At 72.4% G+C, this 14796-nt stretch carries 13 protein-coding genes; 9 read left to right on the plus strand and 4 right to left on the minus strand.

Going from position 1 to position 14796, the window contains the following annotated elements; genetic code table 11:
- The first annotated feature begins 34 nt into the window (after positions 1-34).
- Positions 35-604: an NADPH-dependent FMN reductase gene (locus NR112_RS10075; RefSeq protein WP_256793983.1), complete on the plus strand. Its 570-nt coding sequence runs from the start codon at positions 35-37 to the stop codon at positions 602-604.
- Positions 605-881: 277 nt separating this feature from the next.
- On the opposite strand, the gene mgrA is transcribed toward NR112_RS10075, so the two are convergent.
- Positions 882-1925 (minus strand): L-glyceraldehyde 3-phosphate reductase, encoded by a 1044-nt coding sequence (mgrA, locus tag NR112_RS10080; RefSeq protein WP_256793985.1) that lies wholly within the window; start codon positions 1923-1925, stop codon positions 882-884.
- 216 nt (positions 1926-2141) lie between these two features.
- Here mgrA and NR112_RS10085 point away from each other — a divergent pair, with 216 nt between their 5' ends.
- The 5 genes from NR112_RS10085 (at position 2142) to NR112_RS10105 (ending at position 7568) form a co-directional block, all read left to right on the plus strand.
- The gene (locus tag NR112_RS10085; RefSeq protein WP_256793986.1) at positions 2142-2666 is read left to right on the plus strand and encodes a (2Fe-2S)-binding protein; all 525 of its coding nucleotides are present in this window, start codon (positions 2142-2144) and stop codon (positions 2664-2666) included.
- Positions 2663-5164: a xanthine dehydrogenase family protein molybdopterin-binding subunit gene (locus tag NR112_RS10090; protein WP_256793987.1), complete on the plus strand. Its 2502-nt coding sequence runs from the start codon at positions 2663-2665 to the stop codon at positions 5162-5164. The genes NR112_RS10085 and NR112_RS10090 overlap by 4 nt, the downstream gene beginning before the upstream one ends.
- Complete coding sequence (locus NR112_RS10095) at positions 5161-6018, plus strand: xanthine dehydrogenase family protein subunit M (protein WP_256793988.1); 858 nt, start codon at positions 5161-5163, stop codon at positions 6016-6018. Before NR112_RS10090 ends, NR112_RS10095 begins: the two co-directional genes overlap by 4 nt.
- A 7-nt stretch (positions 6019-6025) precedes the next feature.
- Entirely contained in the window at positions 6026-6787 is a 762-nt protein-coding gene (locus tag NR112_RS10100; RefSeq protein WP_256793990.1) for an SRPBCC family protein, read from the plus strand.
- A gap of 112 nt (positions 6788-6899) precedes the next feature.
- Entirely contained in the window at positions 6900-7568 is a 669-nt protein-coding gene (locus NR112_RS10105) for an NAD(P)-dependent oxidoreductase (protein ID WP_256793993.1), read from the plus strand.
- 72 nt (positions 7569-7640) lie between these two features.
- On the opposite strand, the gene NR112_RS10110 is transcribed toward NR112_RS10105, so the two are convergent.
- Complete coding sequence (locus NR112_RS10110; protein WP_256793995.1) at positions 7641-8597, minus strand: ornithine cyclodeaminase family protein; 957 nt, start codon at positions 8595-8597, stop codon at positions 7641-7643.
- Between the two features lies 1 nt (position 8598).
- Positions 8599-8829 (minus strand): hypothetical protein, encoded by a 231-nt coding sequence (locus tag NR112_RS10115; RefSeq protein WP_256793997.1) that lies wholly within the window; start codon positions 8827-8829, stop codon positions 8599-8601.
- Between the two features lie 161 nt (positions 8830-8990).
- Between NR112_RS10115 and NR112_RS10120 the strand changes: the two genes are divergently transcribed.
- Positions 8991-10364, plus strand: a complete 1374-nt coding sequence (locus NR112_RS10120; RefSeq protein WP_256793998.1) for an L-serine ammonia-lyase — start codon at positions 8991-8993, stop codon at positions 10362-10364.
- Positions 10365-10438: 74 nt separating this feature from the next.
- Here NR112_RS10120 and NR112_RS10125 read toward each other — a convergent pair whose 3' ends face one another.
- A complete protein-coding gene (locus NR112_RS10125) occupies positions 10439-11758 on the minus strand; it encodes a glycoside hydrolase family 1 protein (RefSeq protein ID WP_256793999.1) in 1320 nt (439 codons plus the stop codon).
- Positions 11759-11800: 42 nt separating this feature from the next.
- Between NR112_RS10125 and glp the strand changes: the two genes are divergently transcribed.
- Both glp and NR112_RS10135 read left to right on the plus strand, forming a co-directional pair.
- On the plus strand, positions 11801-12994 hold the full coding sequence (glp, locus tag NR112_RS10130) for a gephyrin-like molybdotransferase Glp (protein ID WP_256794000.1): 1194 nt from the start codon (positions 11801-11803) through the stop codon (positions 12992-12994).
- A 36-nt stretch (positions 12995-13030) separates the two neighbouring features.
- Positions 13031-14668 (plus strand): ABC-F family ATP-binding cassette domain-containing protein, encoded by a 1638-nt coding sequence (locus NR112_RS10135; RefSeq protein ID WP_256794001.1) that lies wholly within the window; start codon positions 13031-13033, stop codon positions 14666-14668.
- Positions 14669-14796 lie beyond the last annotated feature (128 nt).

The raw sequence follows: 14796 nt of genomic DNA on the forward strand, positions 1-14796 counted from the left end.
AGCGGCGCGCGCCCCCGGACCAGGAGGACCCATCGTGAGCACGTACAAGGTCGGCTACTTCGTCGGCAGCCTGTCATCGGCGTCGATCAACCGGACGCTGAGCAAGGCACTGATCCGCCTCGCCCCGAAGGACCTCGAGTTCACCGAGATCCCCATCGGCAACCTCCCGCTCTACAGCCCCGACTTCGACGCCGACTACCCCGCCGAGCCGCGCGCCCTCAAGGAGGCGATCTCCGCGTCGTCGGCCGTCCTCTTCGTCACGCCGGAGTACAACCGGTCGATCCCCGGCGCCCTGAAGAACGCCATCGACTGGGCGTCGCGCCCGTGGGGCCAGAACTCCTTCAACCACGTCCCCGCCGCCGTCATCGGCGCCTCGCCCGGCCAGATCGGCACCGCGCTCGCCCAGCAGAGCCTCCGCGGCGTCCTCAGCTTCTGCAACGCCCGCCAGATGACCTCCCCGGAGGCCTACGTGACCCTCCGGCCGGGGCTCGTCACCGACGACGGCGAGGTCACCGACGAGTCGACCGCGGCCTTCCTCCGCGACTTCATGCAGGAGTTCCGCGACCACGTCGAACGCGTCCTCACGGTGCTGCCCCGCGACTGAGTCCCGCGGCCGCCGCCACCAACCTGCGTACGCCGTGTCGCGAGCGAGCACGGCGGTATCAGGACAGTGCGGCCCGGAGCACGTCGCCGTGGTCGACGACGACGCGACGTCCCGGCCAGGTCCACGCGTCGATCCCCGTCGGCGTCTTCGACCGTCTCGTGGCCCTGCCCGTCGGCGTAGGTCTGCGTCAGTGCCCCGCCTGGCGGGGCACTGACGCAGAGGACCGGACCCGGGACCGCGCTGGGGCGCGGTCCCGGCCAGACGGCATACGCCATCGTCAGTGGGCGCTGGAGGTCTTCCAGAGGTTGATGCCGCCCTCGACCGCGTGCTGGTCGATCGTGTCGAGCTCCTCCTGCGAGAAGTCGAGGTGGTCGAGCGAGCCGAGGCTGTCCTCGAGCTGGGCGACCGACGAGGCGCCGATGAGCACCGACGTGACGCGCTGGTCGCGCAGGATCCACGCGAGCGCCATCTGCGCGAGCGACTGGCCGCGCGACTGCGCCATCTCGTCGAGGGCGCGGATGTGCGTGAGGTTCTGCTCGGTCAGCAGGTCGGTCGAGAGCGACTTGTCCTGCGACGCGCGCGAGCCCTCCGGGACGCCGTCGAGGTACTTGCTCGTGAGCATGCCCTGGGCGAGCGGGCTGAACGCGATGCAGCCGACGCCCTCGTCGCCGAGCACGTCGAGCAGGTCCTCCTCGACCCAGCGGTTGAGCATCGAGTAGCTGGGCTGGTGGATGAGCAGCGGCGTGCCCAGGGCGCGGAGGATCTCGACGGCCTCGCGCGTGCGCGGACCCGAGTAGGAGGAGATGCCGGCATACAGCGCCTTGCCCTGGCGGACCGCGGTGTCGAGCGCGCCCATCGTCTCCTCGAGGGGCGTCGTCTCATCGAAGCGGTGGGAGTAGAAGATGTCGACGTAGTCGACGCCCATCCGGGCGAGGGACTGGTCGAGCGAGGACAGGACGTACTTGCGGCTGCCACCGCCCTGGCCGTAAGGGCCGGGCCACATGTCGTAGCCCGCCTTCGTCGACAGGATCAGCTCGTCGCGGTAGCGCTTGAAGTCCTGCGCGTAGATGGTGCCGAAGTTGCGCTCGGCGCTGCCGTAGGGCGGTCCGTAGTTGTTGGCGAGGTCGAAGTGCGTGACGCCGAGGTCGAACGCGCGGCGCAGCGTCGCGCGCTGGCGGTCGAGGGGCACGTCGTCGCCGAAGTTGTGCCACAGCCCGAGCGAGACGGCCGGGAGGTCGAGCCCCGAACGGCCGGTGCGGCGGTAGGTCATCGAGTCGTAGCGGCTGCGTGAGGCCTGGTAGTCGTCGGCGTGAAGAGTCATGCGACCCAGTCTCGTCCCCATGGCGTATGCCGCCAAAGCCGGCTCACGCTGCGGCCGTCGCCTCCTCCGGCTGGGGATCCGATGCGGCCCGCCTGCGGGTGCCCTGCGGATGTGGAGGGTTTCTCCCGTTGCCCTTGTGCAGTAGTTGAACGCGAGTCAGACTGCGCGTGGGGAAGTCAACGATGTCAACTGCAGCGTGGCAGGAGGACCGACAGCATGACCCGAATCACCATGACCGTCGACGGGGTGAGCTACTCCGACGAGGTCGAGCCCAGGACCCTTCTGGTCCAGTACCTTCGCGAGAGCCTCGGTAAGACCGGAACCGTCATCGGATGCGACACGAGCAACTGCGGTGCGTGCACCGTGCACCTCGATGGCACGAGCGTGAAGTCGTGCAACGTCCTGGCCGTCCAGGCGGACGGCCACGAGGTGACGACGATCGAGGGGCTCGCCGAGAACGGCGAGCTCCACCCGGTCCAGCAGGCGTTCCACGAGTGCCACGCCCTCCAGTGCGGCTACTGCACCCCCGGCATGATCATGCAGGCGTGCGACGTCCTCAAGAACAACCCCGACCCCAGCGAGCAGGAGATCCGTGAGGGTCTCGAGGGCAACCTCTGCCGCTGCACCGGCTACCACAACATCGTCAAGGCCGTGCAGCAGGCGGCCGGCGCCATGAGCTCCAGCTCGGCCAGCTCGGCCAGCTCGGCCGGCTCGGCCGGCTCGCAGGCGGTGTCGTCATGACGATCACCGAGGACCGCGCGGCGGACGCCGCGACACCCGAGATCGGCAGGGCGCGCACCCGCAAGGAGGACGCGCGCCTCATCACCGGACGCACCCGGTGGACCGACAACATCCAGCTCCCCGGGATGCTCCACCTCGCCATGGTGCGCAGCCCCTTCGCCCACGCCACCATCACCGCGATCAACACCGACGAGGCGAGGAAGGCCCCCGGCGTCGTCGGGGTCGTGACCGGCGCGGACATCAAGGACGTCCAGGGCGCCGTCGCCAACGCGTGGCCGATCACGGCTGACCAGAAGACCCCGGACCACCTGCCGGTGGTCGTCGAACATGTGGCCTGTGCGGGCGAGATCGTCGCCGTCGTCGCGGCCCGCACCGCCGCCGAGGCGAGGGACGCGGCCGAGCTCGTCGACGTCGACTACGACGAGCTGCCCGCGGTCCTCGACCTCAAGGAGGCGGTCAAGGACGAGGTGCTCGCGCACCCGGCCCTCGGCACCAACACCTCCGCGGTGTGGACCCTGGACTCGGCCGCCCAGGGGTCGGGCACCGACGTCGAGGACGAGATCGCCGCTGCCCGCAGCGACGGCGTCGTCATCGAGCGCGAGTTCCGCCAGCAGCGGCTCATCCCCGCGTTCATGGAGCCGCGGTCGACCGTGTGCGACCCGACCGGCGAGCAGATGACGGTCTGGACCTCGACCCAGGTGCCGCACATCCTGCGCTTCCTCGTGGCCGCGACGACCGGCATCCCGGAGTCCAAGGTGCGGATCATCGCGCCCGACGTCGGCGGCGGCTTCGGCGGCAAGCTGCAGACGACTCCCGAGGAGTTCGCCACGATCGCCGTGGCCCGCCGGCTCGGGAAGCCGTGCAAGTACACCGAGACGCGCAGCGAGTCCCTGCTCTCCGGCCACCACGGCCGCGACCAGTGGCAGAAGCTGACGCTGAGCGCCCGCAAGGACGGCACCGTCACCGGCCTCAAGGTCGAGCTGCTCGCCGACCTCGGCGCGTACATCGGGGTCGTCGGCGGCGGCGTACCGGTGCTCGGCGCGTGGATGTTCAACTCCATCTACAAGTTCGCCGCCTACCACTTCACCGTGCGGACGATGCTGACGAACAAGACCTGGGTCGACGCCTACCGCGGCGCCGGTCGCCCGGAGGCGACCTTCGCCATCGAGCGGATGATGGACGAGCTCGCGGCCGAGCTCGGACGCGACCCGCTCGAGGTGCGCGAGCAGAACTGGATCACCCACGACGAGTTCCCCTTCACCTCCGTCGCGGGCATGACCTACGACACGGGCAACTACGAGGCCGCCACGGCCAAGGCGAAGGCGCTCTTCGGCTACGACGAGCTGCGCGCCGAGCAGCGGCGCCGCCGCGAGAGCAAGGACCCGGTCCAGCTCGGCATCGGCATCTCGACGTTCACCGAGATGTGCGGCCTCGCGCCGTCCCGCATCCTCGGCACGCTCAACTACGGCGCGGGCGGCTGGGAGAGCGCCAGCATCCGGATGCTCGCCACCGGCAAGGTGGAGGTCCTCACCGGCGTCTCGCCGCACGGGCAGGGCCATGAGACGGCGTGGAGCCAGATCGTCGCCGACCGGCTCGGGGTGCCCTTCGAGGACGTCGAGGTGCTGCACGGCGACACCCAGATCTCGTCCAAGGGCATGGACACCTACGGCTCGCGCTCCCTCGTCGTGGGCGCCGAGGCCGTCGTCCGCGCCGCCGACAAGGTCATCGACAAGGCCAAGGTCGTCGCGGCCCACCTCCTCGAGGCGAGCGTCGACGACATCGAGTTCACGGCCGGGAAGTTCGGCGTCAAGGGCACCGACAAGGGCGTCACCATGCCCGAGGTGGCGCTCGCGACGTGGACGGGTCACAACCTGCCCGACGGCGTCGAGCCGAGCCTCGACGCGGACGCGACCTTCGACCCCGAGAACTTCTCGTTCCCGCACGGCACCCACCTGTGCGCGATGGAGGTCGACACCGAGACCGGTGCCACGTCGATGCGCAAGTACGTCTGCGTCGACGACATCGGCACCATCATCAACCCGCTCATCGTCGAGGGGCAGGTCCACGGCGGCCTCGTCCAGGGCATCGCGCAGGCGCTCTGGGAAGGCGCCGAGTACGACGACCAGGGCACGCTCGTGACCGGCTCGTTCGTCGACTACACGCTTCCGACCTCGGCCGACACGATCAGCTTCGTCACCGACCACACGACCTCCCCCTCCACGTACACCGCACTGGGCACCAAGGGAGTCGGTGAGGCCGGCGCGATCGCGTCGACGCCCGCCGTCGTCAACGCGATCGTCGACGCGGTGCGACCCCTCGGGGTCGACGACGTCGTCATGCCGTGCACCCCGGAGCGCGTGTGGAAGGCCATCCAGGCCGGCCGCGCGGTGTCGACCGAGGGTGACCGCGACGCGCAGCCGCACTTCGACGAAGGTGCGCCCAACCAGGACCCCGGGGCCGCGAGTCCCGAGTCCACGAGCGACGGGAGCCAGTCGTGATCCCCGCCCAGTTCGACTACCTCGCTCCGACGTCGGTGGCGGACGCCGTCGCGGCGCTCGCCGAGCACGGCGACGAGGCCAAGGTGCTCGCGGGCGGTCAGTCGCTGCTGCCGATCCTGCGCATGCGGCTCAACGCGCCCGGGGTCGTCATCGACCTCGGTCGTATCCCCGAGCTGCAGGGCGTCTCCGAGGACGGTGACCACCTCGTCATCGGAGCCATGACGACGTATGCCGCCGTGCTGGCCTCGGAGGCCGTGACCACGCACGCGGCCCTGCTGTCCAAGGCGATCGCGACCGTCGCCGACCCGCAGATCCGCCACCGCGGCACCGTCGGCGGTGCGCTCGTGCACGCCGACCCGGCGGGTGACGTCGGGGCCCCGGCCCTCGCGCTGGGCGCCGAGCTCGTCATCGCGGGCGCGGACGGCTCCACCCGCACCGTCGCGGCCGAGGACTTCTTCGAGGATCTCTTCGCGACAGCCGTCGGCGAGGGCGAGCTGCTGACCCAGATCCGCATCCCGAAGCACACGGGCTGGGGCGCGCACTACGAGAAGTTCGTCCGGGTCAGCCACCAGTGGTCGATCGTCGGCGTCGCGGCCACCGTGCGCAGCGAGGGAGGCTCGATCGCCGAGGCTCGGGTCGGCCTGACGAACATGGGCTCGACGCCGCTGCGGGCGCGCTCGGTCGAGGAGGCCCTCGTCGGGCAGCCCGCGACCGACGAGGCCGTCCGTGCGGCGGTCGCGTCGGTGAACGACGGCACCAACCCGCCGTCGGACCTCAACGGCGACGCCGACTACCGCAAGCACCTCGCCACGGTGCTGACGCGGCGCGCGGTCCTCGCCGCGGCAGGAGCGTGATCGTCGGATGGACCTGACGCACTCCTTCAGCGTGCCGACCTCCGTCGACGACGCCTGGGCCCTCTTCATGGACCTCGAGCGCGTGGGCAGCTGCTTCCCCGGGGCGACCGTGACGGAGGTGACCGACGACGGCTTCTCCGGCACGGTCAAGGTCAAGCTGGGGCCGATCGCGCTCGTCTACTCCGGGTCGGGCTCGTTCGTCGAGCGCGACGACGCCGCGCACCACGCCGTCATCGAGGCCAAAGGCAAGGACAAACGGGGCAACGGCACGGCCGGCGCCACCGTGACGATCACCCTGAGCCCCGACGGCGACGGCACCCGCGCCGACGTCGTCACCGACCTCGCCGTCACCGGCAAGCCGGCGCAGTTCGGCCGCGGTGTCATGCAGGACGTGTCCGACAAGCTGCTCAACGCGTTCGTCGCGTGCATCGAGAAGCAGCTGACCGGTCCGTCGGCCGAGCCGGAGGCCGCCCCGGCGGCGGCCGGCGCTTCGGCGGGCGCGTCGGCGGGGGCTTCGGCTGGCGCGGGCTACGTCGAGACGGGGTCGGATGCGCTCGCCGCGGACACCGGTCCGCAGGTCGGTGTCACCGCCGCGGCGGCCCACACGTCGCCGTCCCCGCGCCGGGTCCCGGCCTCCGTCGAGGAGGACGCGCCCCTCGACCTCGGTTCGGCAGTGATGCCCGTGCTGGTCCAGCGGTATGCCGGTTACGCAGCGGCTGCCGCCATCGGGGTCGTCATCGGCTGGCTCATCGGCCACCGGGGCGACTGACCCCAGCACGTGCAGCAGGCCCGGTCGCGCTCCCGGCCGGGCCTGCGGCATACCCGAGGGGTCCGGTGGCGTTGGACCTGACGAGACCCCGTCCCCGAACCCCAGGAGAGTCATGTCCCGCGTCATCCTCATCGGCGGCCACGGCAAGGTCGCGCTGCTCGCCGCCCCGCTGCTCGTCTCCGACGGCCACGACGTCACCTCGGTCGTGCGCAACCCCGACCACGCGGCCGACGTCGAGGCGACCGGTGCCACCGCTGTCGTGCTCGACGTCGAGCACGCCACGACCGAGCAGATCGCCGAGCTCGTGCGCGGCAGCGACGTCGTCGTGTGGTCGGCCGGCGCCGGCGGCGGCAGCCCCGAGCGGACGTATGCCGTCGACCGCGACGCGGCGATCCGCTCGATGGACGCCGCGGGGCAGGCGGGCGTCGGGCGCTACGTCACGGTCTCCTACTTCGGAGCCGGTCCCGACCACGGCATCCCCGAGGACCACTTCTTCCACGCGTACGCCGAGGCCAAGACCGCGGCCGACGAGCACCTCCGGGGGACCGACCTCGCGTGGACGATCCTGCGGCCGAGCGCCCTGACCACCGATGCGGCGACCGGGCACATCGAGACGGGTGAGGGCGTCGTGGCCGGAAGGGTCTCGCGCGACAACGTCGCCCACGTCATCCGCGCTGTCGTCGAGCACCCCGACACGACGGCCCGGCGCATCCTGCCCTTCAACGACGGCTACCAGCCCATCGGCGAGGTCGTCACCAACCCCACCTCCCCAGCCGAGTGAGCGCTCCGTCCCACGTGACTGGCTCGCGTCGGACCGCGTCCTCGCTCGACGGTGACCGGGCGCGCGCTCGACTCAGGGGCGGGCGAGGTGCTCGGCGATGACGAGGTCCTGCCAGGCCATGCCGACGCTCTTGAAGACGTTGGGCCGGTCGGTCGCCCGCTCGACCCGGCCGCGCACGAGATCGGCGAGCGTCCGCACGTCACCCCAGTCCAGCGCGCCCTGCGCGGCGGCGAGGATGACGTCGCCCGCCTCGCGGTGCGCCGTGCCGATGTCCTCGACGACGACGAGCGAGCGACCGAGCAGCGCCGAGCCGAGCTCGCGCCGGTGCGGCTCGTGCGACCCGATGGCCACGACGCAGGCGCCATCGGCCACCCAGTCGTCGCCGAGCACCGGGGTCGCGGCCGACGTCGCCGTCACGACGACCTGCGCCTCGCGCACGGCTGCCTCGACCTCCTGCGGGTCGTCGACGGTGAGCCCGCGGGTGGTGAGCCGGTGCGTCGAGGCCAGCCCCGAGATCCGTTGCGCGGTCGCTCGCGCCGCATCACCCCGCCGGCCGACGACGGTCACGGCGGTCGTGGGCCGGATGGCGAGCAGCGCCTCCGCGTGACCGAGGGCCTGGGGTCCGCTGCCGAAGATGACGGCCGACTCGACCTCGTCCGGGGCGAGCGCGTCCATGGCGACGGCGGAGACCGCCGGGGTGCGCAGCGACGTGACGGCGGTGCCGTCGACGAGCACCGACGGCGCCAGAGTGTCCGCGTCCATGAGGACGTAGACCGCCTGGACGCGGTCGAGGCCACGCGCCGCGTTTCCCGGTGCGACGGTGAGCACCTTGACCCCAGCCGCGCGGCCGTTCGTCGACGGCATGACGAGCAGCTGTCCGCTGCCGTCACCGACGTCGGCGACGAGCCGGGCGGGGTCCGACGCCGGGTCGAGGCCGTCAGCGAGCTCGCGACGGATCAGCCTGCGGGCGCGGTCGGGGGAGAGGGTCCGGCGCACGGCGGCGGCGTCGACCCAGCGCGGCTGCTGCACCTCAGTCCTCGCTCGCGCTCGAGCGGGCGCGCTCGACCCGCACCGGGTCGACGGCATACGCCGGCGTCAGCGCGACGAGCGTGCCGTCGCCCTCGGCGTCGAAGCGCCACGAGAAGGGCTCGGGGGTCACGTGCGGAGGCAGTCGGAGCGCCGGCTCGCCCACGGACGCGGCCAGCGCCCGCGCGACGGACGGCGGGAGCGGGACGTGGACATCGGCACTGACCTGGGGCACTCCTCGACTGTAGGTGTCGGCGTCGGGTGCCGCCCGTCCGGGCTGTGCTGGGGGGCCCGGATCCACGCATGTGCGCGTCGGTGCCCCCGGGACGTAGGCTCGAGCGGATCGCCCACCACCCCGGGCGGCAGCCGTCAACGACGACACGAAGTCAGGACTCCATGGCGCTCAGCGTTTTCGATCTCTTCTCGGTCGGCATCGGGCCGTCGAGCTCGCACACCGTCGGGCCGATGCGGGCCGCCGCCCTCTTCGCGGAGCGGCTGCGCGACGAAGGAGTCATCGACCGGGTCGCCCGCGTGCGCTCCCAGCTCTTCGGCTCGCTCGGCGCCACGGGGCACGGCCACGGCAGCGACAAGGCGGTCCTGCTCGGTCTGACCGGCGAGCGGCCCGAGCTGTGCGACCCGCGTGCCGTCGAGGGACGCCTCGCCGAGATCCGCGCGACGAAGCGGCTCCGCCTGCTCGGCGAGCACGAGATCGACTTCATCGAGCCCGAGGACCTCACGCTGCACCGCCGCAAGACCCTCCCGCTGCACCCCAACGGCATGACGTTCACGGCGCTCGACGCCGCCGGCGCGACGGTCGCCGAGCACACGTACTACTCCGTCGGCGGCGGCTTCGTCGTCGGTGAGGACGCCGACGGGTCGACGAAGATCGTCGAGGACTCGACGCCCGTCGCGCACCCCTTCCGGACCGGGGACGAGCTGCTCGCCCACTGCAAGGAGACGGGCAAGTCGGTGGCGCGCATCATGCTCGAGAACGAGCTGTCGTGGCGCACCGAACAGGAGGTCCGCGACGGCCTGCTCGAGATCTGGCGCGTCATGAAGGAGTGCGTGCGCAACGGCATCGCCACCGAGGGCGTGCTGCCCGGCGGCCTGCGCGTGCGCCGCCGCGCTCCCGAGCTGGCCCGCCGACTCTCGCTCGAGGCCAACAGCGACGACCCTCTGCGCGGCATGGACTGGATCACCTTGTACGCGCTCGCCGTCAACGAGGAGAACGCCTCGGGTGGTCGCGTCGTCACCGCCCCGACGAACGGCGCGGCCGGCATCATCCCCGCCGTGCTCCACTACTACGCGAACTTCGTCAACGGCGCCGACCGTGACGGCATCGTCCGTTTCCTGCTCACCGCCGGTGCGATCGGCGTCATCTACAAGGAGACGGCCTCGATCTCGGGCGCCGAGGTCGGCTGCCAGGGCGAGGTCGGCTCGGCCTGCTCGATGGCGGCCGGAGCGATGGCCGCCGTCATGGGCGGCACGCCCGAACAGGTCGAGAACGCCGCCGAGATCGGCATGGAGCACAACCTCGGCCTGACCTGCGACCCCGTCGGCGGCCTCGTGCAGATCCCGTGCATCGAGCGCAACGCCATCGCCTCCGTCAAGGCCATCACCGCGGCCCGGACCGCCCTGCGCGGCGACGGCTCGCACGTCGTCTCCCTCGACAAGGTCGTCAAGACGATGCGCGAGACCGGTCGCGACATGAAGGTGAAGTACAAGGAGACCGCCCGTGGCGGCCTCGCCGTCAACGTCATCGAGTGCTGACGCCGCACGGCTAGGCTGAGGACGTATGCCGTCCGGCCGAGTCACCGTGCGTGGTTCGGGCCCGTGTCGGTCGGTCAGCGGTGGTGGGCCTCGGCGCTGCTGACCGGATAGGTCTGTCCCGCAACGTATCTCGCGTACATGTCACCCGTCGCTCCACCCTCACGAGCGACCTCGGCGAAGAAGCGCCCCGAGTCACGGACCGTGCGTGCCTGCGTCTCGTAGTCGAGGGCCACGAGACCGAACCGCGGCCCCTCACCCTCGTTCCACTCCCAGTTGTCGACGAAGCACCAGTGGTAGTAGCGATCGACCGGAACCCCTTGAGCCCGAACGTCCCTCAGGACCGACAGGTGCTCCCAGAGGTATCGCGACCGGAAGGCGTCGGCGGCGTCGCAGGTGCCGTTCTCGGTGACCCAGACCGGGAGCCGGTAGGTCTCCCACGCCCACCTGGCCGTCTCACCGAGCCCGGCGGCATACACCTCCCAGCCGAGGTCGTTGACCGGGACGCCCGGCGGCGTGCCGTCGTCGAAGCGCGTCACCGTGGTGCGGGAGTAGTAGTTGAGCCCGAAGAAGTCGGCGTAGCGCCCGGGGGCGATCCCCGGCGGCCGGCGGAGCGGCGGCGCGAACTCCCCGGTCGTCATCGCCCGCACGATCGCGTCCTGGAAGAGGTGGCGCATGACGGGCGTCAGCGCCCGGTGCCACGGGTTGCGGGCGTTGCCCGGCCGGAAGGGCCGCAGGTGGTGGGCGACCCCGACCATGGTGTCCGGCGCGGGCCGCAGTGCGTGGATGAGGGCGTACGCCCGGATGTGCGCGGTCGCGAGCACGCCGTAGACCCGCATCCCCTCGCGGAGGCTCCGGTGGCCCGGCGGGAAGTCGCCGAAGACGTGGGCGCCCGTGACGTAGACGTTCGGCTCGTTGATCGTCACCCACTCCGCGACGAGGTCGCCGAGTCGTGTCACGACCTCGCTGACGAAGCGCTCCCACACCCACAGGGCGCCGGGCGCGAGCCACCCGCCGTCGCGCTCGAACCACAGCGGGTGGCTGAAGTGGTGCAGCGTCACGAGGGGGCGGATCCCCTTGGCGCGCAGGAGCTCCAGCTCCTCTCGGTAGCGGGCGAACGCGGCGTCGTCCCACACGCCCGGACGCGGCTCGAGGCGCGCCCACTCCACGCTCATCCGGTAGACCTGCACCCCGAGGGAGGCCATCAGCTCGGTGTCCTCGCGCCAGCGCCGCCAGTGGTCGGTGGCGCGCCGTGGCGTCGAGCCGTCGGCGATGGTGCCCGGGCGGTCCGCCCAGTCGGTCCAGCTGCTCTCGACGTCGCCGCCCTCGACCTGAGTGGCCGCGGTCGCGACGCCGAGCAGCAGCCCGTCGAGCCGGAAGCCGTCAGCGGTCGCCATGCCGCTCAACGTACCGGCGCCCGATGCGACAGACTGGCGCCCGTGGGTCACGTGTCCGTCGCAGATCACCGTGCCGCCGTCGGGCGGCTGCTCGGCGACGGGTCCCTCGAGCGGGTGACGCTCGACCGCCACGCCGCCGGACGCCGCCTCGCCGCCGACCTCGTCGCGGCCGACGACCTGCCGCGCTTCGACGCCTCCGCCATGGACGGGTACGCCGTGTGCCCGGGTTCGCCGGACCAGCGCGCCTACCCCGTGGTCGGGGACGTGCCCGCCGGGTCAGCACCCGACTTCGTGCTCACCCCCGGTGGGGCGGCCCGGGTCATGACGGGCGCGCGGGTGCCGCGGGGCACGGTCGCCGTCGTCCCCGTCGAGCGCACCGACGCGAGCCCCACCGGGCCTGCGCCCGAGCACGTGACCGTCGACCTCGACCCCGCACCCGGCCAGCACATCCGTCGCCGCGGCGAGGACGTGGTGGCCGGGTCGGTCATCGCGACCGCCGGCACGGCCGTGACGGCAGCGCTCATCGCGCTCGGCCGGTCGGCGGGGTGCACGACGGTCGAGGTCCACGCGCCGACGCGGGTCGCGGTCATCGCGACCGGCGCCGAGCTCGCACCGCCCGAGGCCGACCCGGGCGCCGGCGGCATCCACGAGTCGAACTCCGACATGGTCGCCGCTCTCGCCGAGGCCAACGGCTGCGACGTGCGCCGGGTCGAGGTGTGCTCCGACGAGCCCGACGACCTCCGGGCCCGGCTCGAGGCGCTCGACGCCGACCCCGACGTCGACCTCGTCGTCACGACCGGGGGCGTGAGCGCCGGCGCCTACGAGGTCGTGCGACAGGTCTGCGAGCCGCTCCCGACGTTCGACTTCGTCCACCTCGCGATGCAGCCCGGCGGCCCGCAGGGGCTCGGCCGCTACGGCTCCACCCCGGTCGTATGCCTGCCGGGGACGCCGGTCGGCGCGTTCGTCGCCTTCCACGTGCTCGTCCGCCCGGCGCTCGACCGACGCCACGGGGTGCCGCCCACGCGAGCCGGCCGGGCGGCATACGTCGGCAGGACCCGACGCACGCGCACGGGGCGCGTGCAGTTCGTCACGAGCGTGCTCCACGACGACGGCACCGTCAGCGCTCCCGACGCCCGGCACCTGACGGCGCTCGCCGCGGCGACCTGCCTCATCGAGGTGCCCGAAGGTGTCGACCAGCTCATCGAGGGCGACCTCGTCGCCGTCCACCCGGTGTGAACGGGGCACCCGCCGAGCGCCCCTAGGCTGGTGGGCGTGAGCGCGACCCTCGTGGCCAAGGACCTCGCCGGGGGCCACGCCCACCGGACCCTCTTCGAGCACCTCGACCTCACGGTCGCACCCGGTGACGTCGTCGGGGTCGTCGGCGCCAACGGGGCAGGCAAGTCGACGCTGCTGCGCCTGCTCGCCGGCGAGGTCGAGCCGCTCGGCGGCACCGTGACGACGGCGCCCTCCGACGCGTTCGTCGGCTGGCTGCCGCAGGAGCACGAGCGGATCCCCGGCGAGACCGTCGCCGACCACATCGGTCGCCGCACGGGCGCCACCGCCGCGACCCTCGCCATGGAGGAGGCGGCTGCCGCGCTCGGCGGTGACGACCCAGCCGCCGACGAGAGGTATGCCGTCGCGCTCGACCACTGGCTCGTCAGCGGTGCGCCCGACCTCGACGACCGGATCCCGCCGATGCTGGCCGAGCTGGGCCTCGACGTCGGACCTGACGCGCTCATGACGTCACTCTCCGGAGGCCAGGCGGCCCGGGCGGCGCTCGCCGCGCTGCTGCTCAGCCGTTTCGACCTCGTGCTCCTCGACGAGCCGACCAACGACCTCGACCTCGCCGGGCTCGACCGGCTCGAGGCCTTCGTCCACGGCCAGCGCGGGGGAGTCGTGCTCGTCTCGCACGACCGTGAGTTCCTCGCCCGCTGCGTCACCCGCATCGTCGAGCTCGACCTGGCGCAGAACTCCGTCGCCGTCCACGACGGCGGCTACGAGTCCTACCTCGAGGAGCGCGAGGTCGCCCGTCGGCACGCGCGGGAGGCGTACGAGGCGTATGCCGGCACGAAGTCCGACCTCGAGGCGCGCGCCCGCACCCAGCGCGAGTGGTCGTCCAAGGGCGTCCGCAACGCGATGAAGAAGAGCCCCGACAACGACAAGATCCGGCGCTCGGCGCAGCAGGACTCGGCCGAGAAGCAGGCGCGCAAGGTGCGCCAGATGGAGTCGCGGATCGCCCGGCTCGACGAGGTCGCCGAGCCGCGCAAGGAGTGGGTGCTCCAGTTCAGCATCGCCGCGGCGCCCCGGTCGAGCTCCCTGGTCGCGACGCTCAACGAGGCCGTCGTACGCCGGGGTGAGTGGACGTTCGGTCCGGCGTCGCTGCAGGTCGAGGCGCGGCGGCGCATCGGCATCACCGGGCCGAACGGTGGCGGCAAGACGACCCTGCTCTCGCTCCTGCTCGGGCGGGTCGACCCCGACGAGGGAAGCGCCTCGCTCGGGGCGAGTGTCGCCGTCGGCGAGATCGACCAGTCGCGCACGGGTCTGCGCGACGACCTCCCGCTCGGGGACGCGTTCGGCGAGGCCGTGCCCGGCCTCGACCCGGCCGACCGCCGCACCCTGCTCGCGAAGTTCGGGCTCAAGGCCGACCAGGTCGGCAGCGCGGTCGGGCGGCTGTCGCCCGGCGAGCGCACGCGCGCGGCGATGGCGCTGTTGCAGGCGCGGGGCGTCAACCTCCTCGTCCTCGACGAGCCGACGAACCACCTCGACCTTCCCGCCATCGAGCAGCTCGAGGAGGCGCTCGACTCCTACGACGGGGCCCTGCTGCTCGTCTCGCACGACCGCCGGCTGCTCGAGAACGTCCGCCTCGACGAGCGCTGGCACGTCGAGGCCGGCCAGGTCACCGCGACCTGAGGCGCCGCCCGCCGCCGCCGCACCCGGCGACACCAGCCGCACACCTCCGGGCCTCCCGCACACCGTCCACGAGGTGCGCCTGGCCTCGAGGTGTGCGACCGGGTGGGTGTCGACGAAGGGCGCCGGTG

The sequence above is a fragment of the Terrabacter sp. Ter38 genome (assembly GCF_024519435.1).
GTDB lineage: Bacteria > Actinomycetota > Actinomycetes > Actinomycetales > Dermatophilaceae > Terrabacter.